13 protein-coding genes are annotated in these 14,086 nt (G+C 38.6%); 6 read left to right on the forward strand and 7 right to left on the reverse strand.

The features are described 5' to 3' along the window. Positions 1–176: 176 nt before the first annotated feature. From C9J31_RS14155 to bioD, 3 genes are read right to left on the reverse strand one after another with little or no spacing between them, the layout of a single operon-like run. Entirely contained in the window at positions 177–752 is a 576-nt protein-coding gene (locus tag C9J31_RS14155; RefSeq protein ID WP_107949462.1) for a biotin transporter BioY, read from the reverse strand. Positions 753–755: 3 nt separating this feature from the next. Next, entirely contained in the window at positions 756–2,123 is a 1,368-nt protein-coding gene (gene bioA, locus C9J31_RS14160; RefSeq protein ID WP_107949460.1) for an adenosylmethionine--8-amino-7-oxononanoate transaminase, read from the reverse strand. Then, positions 2,120–2,809, reverse strand: a complete 690-nt coding sequence (gene bioD / locus C9J31_RS14165) for a dethiobiotin synthase (RefSeq protein WP_107949458.1) — start codon at positions 2,807–2,809, stop codon at positions 2,120–2,122. Before bioD ends, bioA begins: the two co-directional genes overlap by 4 nt. A 313-nt stretch (positions 2,810–3,122) precedes the next feature. Here bioD and C9J31_RS14170 point away from each other — a divergent pair, with 313 nt between their 5' ends. Further along, positions 3,123–3,587 carry a hypothetical protein gene (locus tag C9J31_RS14170; protein WP_107949456.1) on the forward strand — a complete coding sequence of 155 codons (465 nt, stop codon included), beginning with the start codon at positions 3,123–3,125 and terminating at the stop codon, positions 3,585–3,587. A 288-nt stretch (positions 3,588–3,875) separates the two neighbouring features. On the opposite strand, the gene C9J31_RS14175 is transcribed toward C9J31_RS14170, so the two are convergent. Further along, positions 3,876–4,772 (reverse strand): AraC family transcriptional regulator, encoded by an 897-nt coding sequence (locus C9J31_RS14175; protein ID WP_107949454.1) that lies wholly within the window; start codon positions 4,770–4,772, stop codon positions 3,876–3,878. Positions 4,773–4,879: 107 nt separating this feature from the next. Between C9J31_RS14175 and C9J31_RS14180 the strand changes: the two genes are divergently transcribed. Together C9J31_RS14180 and C9J31_RS14185 are read left to right on the forward strand one after the other, a co-directional pair. Next, the gene (locus tag C9J31_RS14180) at positions 4,880–5,809 is read left to right on the forward strand and encodes an EamA family transporter (protein WP_107923903.1); all 930 of its coding nucleotides are present in this window, start codon (positions 4,880–4,882) and stop codon (positions 5,807–5,809) included. 183 nt (positions 5,810–5,992) lie between these two features. Further along, positions 5,993–7,042 carry a Cj0069 family protein gene (locus tag C9J31_RS14185; protein ID WP_107949452.1) on the forward strand — a complete coding sequence of 350 codons (1,050 nt, stop codon included), beginning with the start codon at positions 5,993–5,995 and terminating at the stop codon, positions 7,040–7,042. A gap of 221 nt (positions 7,043–7,263) precedes the next feature. Here the strand turns inward: C9J31_RS14185 and C9J31_RS14190 are convergent, their stop codons facing one another. The 3 genes from C9J31_RS14190 to C9J31_RS14200 all read right to left on the reverse strand — a co-directional run bounded on the left by C9J31_RS14190 (position 7,264) and on the right by C9J31_RS14200 (position 10,833). Continuing rightward, positions 7,264–7,896, reverse strand: coding sequence for a LysE family transporter (locus tag C9J31_RS14190; RefSeq protein ID WP_107923901.1), 633 nt, complete (start codon positions 7,894–7,896; stop codon positions 7,264–7,266). Between the two features lie 396 nt (positions 7,897–8,292). After that, on the reverse strand, positions 8,293–9,033 hold the full coding sequence (locus C9J31_RS14195; protein ID WP_238602094.1) for a tetratricopeptide repeat protein: 741 nt from the start codon (positions 9,031–9,033) through the stop codon (positions 8,293–8,295). Between the two features lie 87 nt (positions 9,034–9,120). Continuing rightward, complete coding sequence (locus C9J31_RS14200; protein WP_107949450.1) at positions 9,121–10,833, reverse strand: methyl-accepting chemotaxis protein; 1,713 nt, start codon at positions 10,831–10,833, stop codon at positions 9,121–9,123. Between the two features lie 199 nt (positions 10,834–11,032). On the opposite strand from C9J31_RS14200, the gene C9J31_RS14205 reads away from it, so the two are divergent. The 3 genes from C9J31_RS14205 (at position 11,033) to nspC (ending at position 14,009) form a co-directional block, all read left to right on the forward strand. Further along, positions 11,033–11,239 (forward strand): hypothetical protein, encoded by a 207-nt coding sequence (locus C9J31_RS14205; protein ID WP_107923900.1) that lies wholly within the window; start codon positions 11,033–11,035, stop codon positions 11,237–11,239. 404 nt (positions 11,240–11,643) lie between these two features. Continuing rightward, on the forward strand, positions 11,644–12,873 hold the full coding sequence (locus C9J31_RS14210) for a saccharopine dehydrogenase family protein (RefSeq protein ID WP_107949448.1): 1,230 nt from the start codon (positions 11,644–11,646) through the stop codon (positions 12,871–12,873). Next, on the forward strand, positions 12,870–14,009 hold the full coding sequence (gene nspC / locus C9J31_RS14215) for a carboxynorspermidine decarboxylase (RefSeq protein WP_107949446.1): 1,140 nt from the start codon (positions 12,870–12,872) through the stop codon (positions 14,007–14,009). The genes C9J31_RS14210 and nspC overlap by 4 nt, the downstream gene beginning before the upstream one ends. Positions 14,010–14,086: the final 77 nt, after the last annotated feature.

Here is a 14,086-nt window from a genome sequence, read left to right on the forward strand (position 1 = left end):
TCACTAGAGATGATGGGCCACAAATGATGAGTCAAGCATGTCTTCCTGTCAGGATTGACATGGGAGCCGAATGCCCTTTGATTGAGTAGCCCTAAATCTTCCTATCCTCTCGAAATTTTGCCTGAAATAGGCTGTGAGACAACGGCATACGTTTACTGTAGTAATAGCAGGAACCCTTACACTGAGGCATAATTGATTGACCTTGCTGAATGAAATACTTTATACAGTCGTTCCGCTAAAATTGCCGAAGCAATTGCTAAGCAAAAGTCTGCAACAATGCTATTCAAAAAACCAACTAAGAAAATATGGGACCAGCTCGTTTTCATGTGTAGCCAAAAGTTCAACGATACATATAAATAAGGTACTGCCACCGCATAAATAATGATGAGTCCTACGATATTTGCGCCGATAAAATGCTTTTTCGTCGGCACTTGTACTCTTGCTATCATGAAGCCAATGACAAGCGCAGCAAGGGCAAAGCCGATTAAGTAACCAAACGTCGGCTGCAACACATAGGTGATGCCTCCTCCTTGTGTAAAAACGGGTAAACCAACTAAACCAATTCCGATGTAGACTAACTGACTTTGAAACCCATTACGACTACCGAGCAAACATCCGGCCAAAAAGACAAAGACAATTTGCAAGGTAAACGGCACTACTGGTAGTGGCACTTTCATAAATGCTCCGATGGCAGTTAAACCAGCAAACATCGCAATCATCATGAGTGATAGTGTTGATGGTCGTGGTTGCATCCCTTACCCCTCCCATTCCGCAAAAAATTGCAAAATTGTTTCTTTCGCTGTATCAATCATGAAAGTCATTTCTTCATCTGTTATGATATATGGCGGCATGAAGTACAATACATTCCCAAGTGGACGAATAAGTAAGCCCTTTGCTAAAGCTCTTTTATAAATCTGATAGCCAATCCGTTCTTCACTTGGTAACGCTTGCTTCGTCACAGCATTCGCTACAAGTTCAATTGCCCCGACGAGCCCTACTTGACGATATTCTCCCACATATGGCAACTGATTAAAGGCTGCTCTTGCAAGCTTATCCATGCGCTCTCCTTTTTCTTGCACAATGTCGATATAATGTTCCTCCTCAAACATTGTCAATACTTCTAATGCAACGCGGCATGCCAATGTATTGCCAGTATAGCTGTGAGAGTGTAAAAAGGCTTTCATTGTCCCATAATCATCGTAAAAAGCGTTATATACTTTGTTCGAAGTTACGACAGCAGAAAGTGGCAAATAACCACCAGTAAGTCCCTTTGATAAGCACATAAAATCAGGGGTAATTGCTGCTTGCTCGCAGGCGAACATCGTCCCTGTACGACCAAAACCAACAGCAATTTCATCGGCAATTAAATGTACATCATACTGTGTACATAACTCCCGTAATTGCTTCAAATATATCGGTGGATACATTTTCATGCCTGCTGCCGCTTGAATCAGTGGTTCAATAATGACTGCGGAAATTTCTGTATGGTGTATAGCGAGTTCTTTTGCGACAAAGCTAATACATTGGGCTTGGCATGAGACCGGCTGCTCTTTAAACGGACATCGATAGCAATCAGGCCCCTGTGCACGCACTGTATCCAGTAAAAGAGGCTGGTACACCTCGTTATATAGATCTACCCCACCTACGGATAAAGCACCAAGTGTTTCACCATGATAAGCATCCGTTAATGCTATAAAGCGTTTTTTGGATGTTTTTCCCGTTTGCATATGATATTGGAAGCTCATTTTCAATGCGATTTCTATTGCTGATGAGCCATTATCTGCAAAAAATACTTTATTTAAACCTTCTGGCGTTAAAGCTACTAACTTCTCTGCTAACTTAATAGCCGGTTCATGGGAAAAATTCGCAAAGATTGCATGCTCTAATGTAAACGCTTGATCACTTAAAGCTTGACTAATACGTGGGTTGGCATGTCCAAATAAATTAACCCACCACGAAGACACTGCATCCAAATAACGCTGATCTTTTTCATCGTAAAGCCAAACACCTTGTCCTTTTTTAATTACAATGGGTGGGAATTGTTCATAATCTTTCATTTGTGAGCATGGGTGCCATACATGTTGCAAATCGCTTGTTTGTAATTCAGTTAATGCCTGTGTCATTTTGTATACAGCCTTTCGAACAATGATGTGTCTGTAATGCTATAATCAACAATCTCCGAAATATTTTGAAGCTGTGGAATGATTGCGAATGGTAAAGCATGATGGAGTAATATCGTCTCTACATTGCTTTGCTCCATTCGGCTACCTGTGTCACCATTAAATACAATGCCAAGTACTTCAATATCACGTGTCCGCAAAGATTCTAAAGTCAAAAGCGTATGATTTATTGTTCCCAGTGTTGTGCGTGTTACGACTACAACTGGTAGTTTACTTTGAACAATTACATCAAGGAGTGTCGTCTTTTCGATTGTATCTAGCGGGACAAAAAGACCTCCTGCACCTTCACAAATAACGACATCGTAAGATTGCTGTAACAACTGCATTTGCTTTAATAAGTGATGAATATTTATTTGCTGCCCCTCCAGTTGTGCCGCAAAATGAGGTGATGCTGGCTCTTTAAACGAATAGCCATTCACATTCTCTAGATCAAGCATTTGCATCGAATACTTTTCATACATTGCTGTATCCTGGTAATAACCTTCACTATCCTTATACACTTCACCAGTTTGTACAGGTTTGTAGGGTGTAACTCGAAGACCCTGCTGCTGTAATTGCCGCATCAATAATGTGGTCACACATGTCTTCCCTACTTCCGTATCTGTTCCAACAACCCAAAAATGTTGCAATGTTAACCTCCCCCTCTTTTGAGTTAACTAACTACACAAATTAAGTTAACACATTTATTTTCGTTTTGTAAATGCTCTTTCATTTTTTCTACAAAAACACTTCACTTCTTTACAAAATATAGCAAATTTCGCGAGAACTACAATTTTCTTCAAGCGCGAGAACCTTTCTACGTATTTCTCGGCTCTAACAGCGATTCTTACCATGCTATCAGTATAAATCCATCTTCTATTAGCGAGATTTGTTAACTATAATGCGGAAAATGAAAGGGTTTTGAAGTTGTTCTGTAGTATTTAAATACATGGGGGTGGCTGAATGTTTGGAATATTTAAGGAATCTGAAAAGATCATCGATACATATGAGCATGTTGGTTTTATTCTTAAATCATTGCTTACTTATGAACTTAAGGACTTACCGATGCGTTACGAATTTTGGTACCGTATAGCCATTCGCCAAGAGGAATTTAAAATATTACAGGCTGAACATCGAATGAAAAGCTCCATGCACAGTGCTATTGGACGTTTTCATCAAACACAGTATGAGGCAACAAGACATAAGTGTACAAAGCTCGCACGTCTTGCAGATATATATAAATATTTTTGTTTGGAAGATGAGCGAGAATCCTTAAATCATCGACTTCATTTTTACAAAGAAACAATCGCTGAGATATATGACCATGTCCAAAAAAAAGAGCTCTATACTTATTGCGATTTGGTACAACAGCAATTTTGGGAGGCAGTAAGTGAAGACATACTAAATGCAATAGCCCACCTAGATTAACTAGGCGGGCTACAGTATTTCTTTATGCTTTTATGATTTTATCTATTTCCTTTTCAATTAGACAATATAGTCGTTTCTTATCCATCGCCACAAAACCCATCAAGACATGCAAGGCAAGTCCATCGATAAAAGCGTGTAAATATCGATTTCATCTTGCACAACTATCTCCTCTTTGAGTAAATTTTCCTGCTGTAAATAAGCAAAAACCTTATGAATTCCTCGCAAAATACTGTCTTCTGTAGGTTCTCCGCTTCGTAGTGAGAGCATTTTAAACGTCACTAGTCACCGTTAAACCTTGTAATTTGTCATTAAAAATTTCTTGCGATAAACGTGCGGTGTGTATCCAGTATATTCCTTAAAGCGATCAATATAATAACTAACCGTACTAAATCCTGTACTGGAGGCAATAGTCGTTACGGATTGCTCACTATCACGTAACAGCTCCATACTTTTACGAAGTCTATAATGTAAAATATATGTGAACGGTGTTATTCCCACTATTTTCTTAAAAAAGCGACTACATTCAGCTCGACTTAAAAAAACATGTGCGGCTAAATCGTCAAGCGTTATCTTCTCCTGATAATGATTATGTAAATAATCTAACATTTCCTTTGCACGCTCATGCTGCACTATCACCGATGGACTCATTAGCTCCTCTGTTAGCAAAGATTGGGTCAACATTGTTTCCCAAATTAATAACAGTTCTCGCCATACTTTCATCTCAAAAAATAGTTCTCGTTCTTTCAACAGCAGTGCTACACCTTCAACCGCCCGTGCTAACGCACCAGATAGCCTTACAAATGGTAGGCTGTTAGTCGTAATATAGGGGTCAACATATTTTATAGCCATAATACGCCCCTCTTGTCCCCCTAATAGCATAGGATCAACATTGACGCAGTAAATCTTTGCTTGCTCTATTTCATAAGGTCTTGCTTCATGTAAACAAGAAGCATTAACAAAGACACCATCTCCCTGTTCAAGCACAAATACTTCAGCTCCAACACGATATTGCACACTACCTTCTTTGACGTAAACAAATTGAATTTCCTTATGCCAATGTAAAGGTAAAAAATCCAGACGATCTAGTCGCAGTATAGTTTCATACAACGCCACAGGAAACGCCTTCGTACCATGCAACGTTAATTCTTGTAAGTCCTTTGCTACTTTAATATGTGTTAATGCCACTTTCTCCACCTCAATATATTGATATTTTTAGCCATATAATTCGATATTTCATGCCATTAATAACCTTTATAATTGCTCTATATTGATAGTTTAGGAGATGTTATTAGATGAATCAACAAGCACCACTGCCGAAAAATCGAACACTGGGTTTTATCCTTGTCATTCTTGGCGCAAGCTTTTGGGGAATTGGCGGTACCGTCGCTCAAAAACTCTTCCAGCAGGAAAATATTGAAGTGGGCTGGCTCGTTTCCAGTCGCCTTCTTTTAGCAGGCATTTTATTAATTAGCATTTATAAAATTACACATCGGAAAGAATCCATCTTTGTGATTTGGGGCACAAAGTATAATACTTTTAGACAAATATTATTTAGCTTACTTGGCATGCTAGCTGTGCAATATACCTATATGATGTCCATTGCTTTAGGTAACTCTGCTGTAGCGACATTACTGCAATATTTAGCACCTCTTTTTATCATGGCATATTATTTCATCACGAAACACAGCCAATTGACAAAACAGGATGGTATAGCTGTGTCACTCACACTTATTGGAACATTTCTATTACTAACTAATGGTTCACTCTCTACACTTTCAGTTCCAATAACGGCGGTGTTCTGGGGTGTTTTATCTGGGCTTTCGGCCGCCTTTTATACATTATATGCTGTACCGCTTTTACAACAGTTTCATTCATTGCTTGTCGTAGGCTGGTCAATGCTTATTGGTGGTGTGGTCATGAGTGTATTTTATCAACCATGGCACATCAATATTGCAAATTGGGCACTTTCAACTACGCTTTATTTTGTCTTTATCGTAATTTTCGGGACAATGCTAGCATTTTGGTTTTATATTGAGAGCCTACAGTATTTATCGCCTAAGGAAACAAGTTTACTTGGTAGTCTTGAACCTTTAACAGCTGTTGTCACAAGTGTACTTTGGCTACAAATCCCCTTTGGTGGTGGCCAAACCATCGGGACGTTACTCATTTTAAGTATGATTTTATATCTCACGGTATTTCAGAAAAAACGCATGAAATCGTGACAAAAATGCCTATATACATCGGATTGTACAGAATTCAGATAATTCAAATAACAAATGGTTATAAATTCCTATAACAGCAATATAAAGCTAAGAATTTATACATAAAAATTACATAATTCATATATCTTTTTTCCTTGTTTGTCCATTATACTGAATTTATCATCATATGAAGGAGGAAATAATATGGTTAAAAAAGTGATTTTCTTCGAGGTGCAAGGTGGTAATGACAAAGGACCAGATGGTTACCGAAAAGATACAATGCCAATGGTTAATGCGCTGAAACAACGAGGACAAGATGCTGAAGTAATTTTTTTTGATGTAACAAAACAGGGAGAAATTTTTAACTATGTAAAAGACCATGGCATCGCCTACGTATCACGCATCAATCCTGGAAATTTAAAGCATGAGGCAGAATATTTTACGATGCTACGTGAGTTGTGCGCAATGGGTGTGATTGGTATGCCTCATCCTGATGCAATGATCGGCTATGGTTCTAAAGATGTCTTATCAAAGTTAGTTTCAACAAATCTTGTACCCGATGATACGTTTGCTTATTACACGATGGAAGCATTTAAAGCCCAATTTCCTACTTCGCTTGCCAATACTGAACGCGTGTTAAAGCAAAATCGAGGTTCTACAGGAGAAGGCATCTGGCGGGTGAAATTAGTCAACCCACTCGCAAAAGGAGTTACTGAAGTGCCCCTAGATGCAGAGATTAAATGTACAGAAGCTAAAGATAATCACGTAGAATATTGGAAACTAGGTGAATTCATGACGTTTTGTGAACAGTATATTACTGGTGCAAACGGCATGTTAATTGATATGCGTTTCCTCCCTCGTATTACAGAAGGCGAAATCCGCTTATTTATGTTGCGTGATAAACCAGTACATGTGGTACATAAAAAGCCAGCTGATGCTGAGGATGCCTTTAGTGCGACGCTATTTTCAGGTGCCCAATATCGCTATGATGCACCTGAAGATTGGGAAGAACTTGTCCAAAACTTTTTAATACAATTACCCCTAGTGACAAGCTTACTTGGCAACTATGATCTGCCACTAATTTGGACAGCTGATTTCATGCTAGATACAAATGGAGCTGGTGAAGACTGCTACATTTTAGGTGAAATGAACTGCTCTTGTGTAGGTTTCACATCTGCACTCACATTAGCCCATCAAGTGGCTGAAGAAATTCTAGCCTGTATTGCAGAGCAAACACAAATTTTAGCGTATTAAAACTTGCGACAAAAGGTATTGAGAAGTGCTTCTCTCCATACCTTTTTGTCTTTTTCCAGGTGGTAACTCCAGCGGAAAAGCGTGGGCTAGGTGCGACCCGGCGAGCTCACAGACCGACCTTGGCAATTTCTATATTTATAGTAAAACAAAAAAGACTGTCGACAAACTTGAAATTCCCAGTTTGTTGACAGTCTGCAAGTACAACATTCCTGTACACTTTTTTACATATACACTTTTATTCCCTGAATAAATTCATAAATAAAATAACCTGCAAAGCCGATCAATAATACACCTGATACCATTGTCAGCGTTTTGATCATCTTACGGCTCATCGCCCTACGCGTCACGGAAACAATCGTCATTAGACCGATATCATGCAGTAAAATACCACTCAGCACACCTGCAGCAATTACTAAAAAACTAGTCGACTCCGTCTGATCATATGACTTGGCTAGCACGACACCAAAAACATTAACCCAAAAAACTAGATTGCCTGGTGATACTGCTACAAGTAAGCCATTTCGATAGGATTTAAAAAAAGACTTCGTCACCTTTTCACCAGCCAATGTAATATCATGGTCGGCATTTTTAATAGAATCGAGTCCTAATAACAATAAAAATCCTGCCCCAATAATCCACATTGGCAATTGAATCATTGGCATTGCTAAAATGGAAGCAAGGCCCATATACAAAGCGAAAATTAATGCAATGTCGATTGTCATGCCACCAAGCCCTACAGCCCAACCGTGCACAAAACCATTTTTTAATCCTTGCTTTGTCATTTCTACCGTAATGGCACCTACTGGCATGGCAATTGCTAGCCCTACCATGACATACGCTACATACAAACTCACAGAAACACTTCTTTCATGCAATAAAATAAGTTTCATACGTCCGTTTATATGACAATTCTAGCATAAAAATACGGAAACATCTTGAATTTTTTATATTTATTCAAAAAAATGAGTTCACTGAGATAGTGAGCATTGCTACTCTAACAAATATAGTAGATACTGTATTAACAAAAACAGGTCATACCATAAAGGCACCTCTAAACGATTGAAACCGATGGCGGCAAAAGCAGGACAACAGCACTGAGCGTAGTTAGGGTTTGCTTGGGTCAGCATTAGTGAATCACAGACTTCGTCAACTAGCTTTATAAAACAAAAAAGCTGCAAGACAATCTCGGAATTTTTCCAAGGTTGTCTTGCGGCTGAGCCAGCTTAAATAATAACAGATGCCTGTTTTCTTTATAACATTTGCTTTTTCCACTGAACTAGGAGATCTTCTGACTTCGCAATGTCAATCTTTAATGCAACCTGCTTGGCCGTGCAGCGTTTTTTCGCTTTGTTCCAAGCTTCCTCTAAAGCAGGCAAATAGCTTAAATTTTTCGTAGATGCGACAAGCTGTAAAAAGATATTGCCCTGTATGTAGTACCAACGAGCGTTCATGCTATCTAACTGAATAGCTTCTTCAATAAGACGCAGTGCTAAATAAGGGCTCGCTTCAATACGATTTAAAAACAGTGCAAAGGCTCCCCAGTAAAGTGCTGTATTGGGTTGTAATTTAATAGCTTCTGCATATTGAGCCATTGCTTTATCATGTTCATTGGCAAGTATAAAATACTCCGCCATCGTATAGTAAGCGTTCGCCTGAGCCTCAATGGGTCCTGCCAGTAATTCATCTACCACTTTTCCAAACTGCTCATCATCCTGAGTGCCTAAAAAGCCAGCAAGTACATCACGCTCCGGATATGACCCATCCGCACGTTCGACACTTTGTTTCACCTTTTCACTAGTAGGGGTTGGCATATTGGCATAGCCATTGGCCTCTAAAAGTGCGACATGCTGTTGAACAATAGAAAAAGATGCATCGATTGTAAACAATTCATTCGCTAATAATGCCTTCGCAAAAGTATAGCTTTCTTTGACGCTACCATTTACAAATAATTCGTTTATTTGTTGAACTTGCTCATCAAATTGTTTTATCACTATTAAAATCCTCACCTTCACCAAAAGAAAAAGTCTTATAGGTAGTTTACCATCTTTAGCAGGAAAAATAGCGATTATCGAAAAAAACTACTCTTGCAATTTAAACGTTTCTACATATTTATGGAGTTCCTTTGCCAATTGACTTGTTTCATTTGATCCATTTGCTACTTCATCAATACTTGCCGTCGTTTGTTGCGCAGCTGCTGTGATATGATTCATCGTCTCTTCGATTTCACGAATAGCCTGAGTTAACTGTTGAATCATTTGTACAACATGATCGGATTTCTCTGTCTCAATGGTCATTAACTTAGAAATACCTGTTATTTCCTCAACTGTTTCTGCAACTGCAGATGAAATATCACTTAATGACTGTGCTGTTAAACGTACGGTATTCGTACCTTTTTCAATATATTTCGTATTGTCGTTTGTGGAAGAAATAACATGTTGAATACGGAGCATGATGTCTTGTACTAATTTTTCTACTTCTAATACTTCTTGATTTGATTGTTCGGCAAGTTTACGTACTTCCTCTGCTACAACTGCAAATCCTTTGCCATGTTCACCAGCTCTTGCCGCTTCTATGGACGCATTAAGCGCTAAAAGGTTTGTTTGTGTAGCGATGCCCGCAATTGAATTCGTAATATCTTGAATTTTCGTTGCCGATACCACTAAGTTTTGCACCGTTTGACTGACTTCATCAGAACCGTTGCGTATTAACGCCATATCGTTACTTATGTCCTTCGCACGTTGCTCGCCCTCGGTTGCAATTTTCATCGTGTCATGTGAAATTTCAACGCTATAATCCGCCTTCACTTTCATATCTTGTAAATCCTCTGCCAATGAAGAAAGTGCTTCAGTAGCATTTTCTGCATGATGCATACCTTCCGTCACTGCTGTCGTTACCTCACCAATATTATTTGCAACGATTTGCACAGTGTTGGTCATTTCATTAAGTGTATTAGACGTTTCAACCGCATTGGCGGTTAATGAATCAGATGTGGATTGCATTGTTATAATCATATTTTGTAAACTCTTCGTCATACGATTTAAAGTATTGGCTAAATCCCCTACTTCATCATGACTTTTGACATCCGTCCCCTTAACGGCCAAGTTGCCATCCGCAATTTGTTTCGCCTGTTCAATCAGTAGGCTAATCGGTCTTACTTTTCGACGAATTAAAAAGCCTGTAATAATTGAAGCTAAAAGCATAGGAATAATGCTGATTAAAATACCATCTCGTACAACAGCCCACGTTCGTTCTTTCACGATGTTGGCATCGAAATCTATAACACTTATGGCTATAATTTCTTTACTGGCATCATGATCCTTAAAAATGGGTGCATAACCAGAAAGACGGTTCATTCCGCCGAATGTATATGGTTCAGAATAAGTTGGATGTTTCATGTCCAGTAGCATTGCCATAGCATCTTCGTCCATAAAAAAATCATCTCCAGGTACAAACCCCTTATCCGCTAAGTTTTTATCAAGTGCAAGTAGTGTGCCATCTAACGTTAAAATGTACTGTGTTTGGAATATATTTTTATGATTGGTAGTCCAATTTAAATCATTTCCGATACGTTCCATTGCTTGTCGATCTCCATTAAGCGCTTGTTCTATATCTGCTGGACCAATCAACCCTGTCGTTATATTGGCACAGCCATATGCCTCGACGCCAGCTGCATCATATAACTTGTTATAAGCCGTTATGTATGTAGCAATCGAAGTAATACCTAGCATCACCACTAAGATACCAGCAATAATCGTTCCAAGTTGAAAAGTTAATGAATTTCGTAAATTCACGATTCATACTCTCCCCTTTCTTGTAAAAATCTATGAAAATTCGTCCTTCTCAACCATCATACTATAATAAGATGTATTTAAAAAGCATCTTTTAATCTCAAACTTTTGCAAAGGTCTTGGTTATTTTTCCGAATTATGCGATAATTGAAGTGTATTTTCTTCATCTGAGAGGCAGTATTACATTAAAGGGGGGCTTGCTATGAATAGACGTTTTCATTTTTTGACACTTATTATGGGAAATCTGTTAACACTAGGGGCTATCTTCGTATATGCCATACAAAGCCAAGTACAGGTCGCCCTCAGCACCTATGGCCTCGTGATGGGATTTTTAAGCACGCTATTAATCTTTATTTTTTATTTATGGGGGAATGACAAGCCACATGTTTCAAACCGTTTTTTCAAATAGCGCAAATGACTGAAGGTTGTAGTGAGTGCCATTGCTACAATCTTTATTGCTTTTGACACTATTTTAGAGTTACTAGCATTCTCCCTATTTTCTAAAAATGGCCACTTTATTTGTATTCCTACACAATAGTCTCGCAAGCACTTACGGTTCTTTAGCTAATTTTCCAAAAAATCTCCTCGTGTTCTCAAAGAGGAACATAATTAAAGATATTTTTTTAAAATGTCTTCGTCCTTTTTTACGTAATTTCCTTCTATTTTCGGGCTATTCACCGCTGAAAATGTTTGATGATTGTAGAAAAATAAAATTTTTTGTAGAAAATTAAAAAACAATGATTGAGTAGTAAATCAATTTTCTGTATAATCAGCTTGTTTGACAATACTTTAGATGAACTTGGGGGTAGACAATTGGGTAAAGCATTGATTATAGGAGCTGGCGGAGTTGCCAGTGTTGTGGTACACAAGTGTGTTCAAAATTCGGACGTATTTGAGGAAATCTGTATCGCAAGTAGAACTGTTTCAAAATGTGACGCTCTAAAAGAAAAACTAGACGGCGGAAAAACAAAGATTCATACAGCACAGGTAGACGCAGATAATACGGACGAGGTGATTGAGCTTATTAAAGCCTTTGGACCAGACGTTGTTATTAACGTTGCACTACCTTATCAAGACTTAACGATTATGGATGCTTGCTTAGCGACAGGTGTGCACTATGTGGATACTGCAAACTACGAGCCACCTGAAACGGCAAAATTTGAATATAAATGGCAATGGGCTTATAAAGAGAAATTCGAGAAAGCTGGCTTAACGGCACTACTAGGTAGTGGTTTTGATCCAGGCGTAACGGGCGTTTTCACAGCACATGCACAAAAGCATGAATTCGATGAAATTCATTACATTGATATTGTCGATGCCAACGCTGGTGACCATGGTTATCATTTCGCAACTAACTTCAATCCAGAAATCAATATCCGTGAAATCACAGCAAATGGCCGTTATTGGAAAGAAGGCGAGTGGATTGAAACAGCACCACTTGAGAAAAAAGAAGTATACAATTTACCCGAAATCGGTCCAAAAGATATTTACCTGCTATATCATGAAGAATTAGAATCAATTGCGAAAAACATTAAAGGCTTAAAACAAATCCGCTTCTGGATGACTTTCTCTGAGAAATACTTAACACACTTAAAAGTATTAGAGAATGTTGGCATGACATCGATTGAGCCAATCGAATTTGAAGGACAATTGATTCAGCCAATCCATTTCCTTAAAGCAGTATTACCGGATCCAGCATCACTTGGACCACGCACAAAAGGGAAAACAAATATCGGCTGTATCATTCGCGGATTAAAAGATGGCAAAGAGAAAACTTACTACGTCTATAACATCTGTGATCACGAAGAATGTTACAACGAAGTCGGTTCACAAGCGATTTCATACACAACAGGTGTACCAGCTATGATTGGTGCAATGCTTGTCATGAACGGTCAATGGCAAAAACCTGGAGTTTGGAACGTTGAAGAATTCGATCCAGATCCATTCATGGACGCATTAAACAAATGGGGTCTTCCATGGCAAGAAAGCCATAATCCTGAACTACTTGACCTAAATGTAGACAATAAGGAACTAAGCCGATGAAAGCAATCGATTTCACAAAGGTCCCATCCCCTTCTTACGTTGTGGATGAACGCTTATTAACCAAAAATCTAGAGCTTTTAAAATCGATTCAAACTCGTACAGGCTGTCGTATATTACTTGCCCTTAAAGGATTTTCGATGCATTCGACATTCCCTTTAGTGGGTGAATATTTAGCAGGAATTACGTCAAGTTCATTATATGAAGCGCGCCTTGGCTACGAAAAAATGGGCAAGGAAGTTCATGTTTATGCACCTGCTTATGTAGAGCATGAAATGGGCGAGCTACTAGGCTATGTCGATCATATTGTGTTTAACTCATTCAACCAATGGGCACAGTACAAGGACAAAGTAAAAGCAGCTGGTAAAACAATTGAATGTGGTATTCGTGTTAATCCTGAGTACTCTGAAATTGAAACGGCACTTTACGACCCTTGTTATACAAATTCACGTCTTGGTACAACATTAGCCAACTTCGACAAGACACAACTTGATGGTATTGACGGTCTACACTTCCATGCGATGTGTGAGCAAAACTCTGATACGTTAGAACGTATTATCAAAGTGGTCGAAGAAAACTTTGGTGATGTATTGCACCAAATGAAATGGTTAAATTTCGGTGGTGGGCATCATATTACACGTGATGATTACGATGTAGAAAAGCTTGTAAGCATTATTAATTACATGCAAGACAAGTATAATCTTCTTGTTTATTTAGAACCTGGTGAAGCAGTAGCATTAAATACAGGCTACTTAGTGGCAACTGTTCTAGATGTACAGAAAAATGGTATGGACCTAGCTATTTTAGATACATCGGCAACATGCCATATGCCGGACGTATTAGAAATGCCTTATCGCCCTGTTATAATCGGTGCAGGTCAGCCAAATGAACTTGCCTACACATACCGCTTAGGAGGGCTTACATGCCTTGCAGGTGATGTTATTGGTGATTATTCATTTGAAAAACCTTTACAACCAGGCGATCGTCTTGTTTTCACAGATATGGCACATTATTCGATGGTGAAAAACCATATGTTTAATGGCGTCAATCTTCCTTCTATCGTTTCTTATAATGATGAAGAAGGCATTAAAGTCATTCGTGAATTTAAGTTTGAAGATTATAGCGGTAGACTTTCTTAAATGAACTTAGAGCCCCTCCAACCAAACATGAGGGGCTCTTAAATATTTACAAAGACATTCACTGTAAACATGAAAAC

Source organism: Lysinibacillus parviboronicapiens, assembly GCF_003049605.2.
GTDB lineage: Bacteria > Bacillota > Bacilli > Bacillales_A > Planococcaceae > Lysinibacillus > Lysinibacillus parviboronicapiens.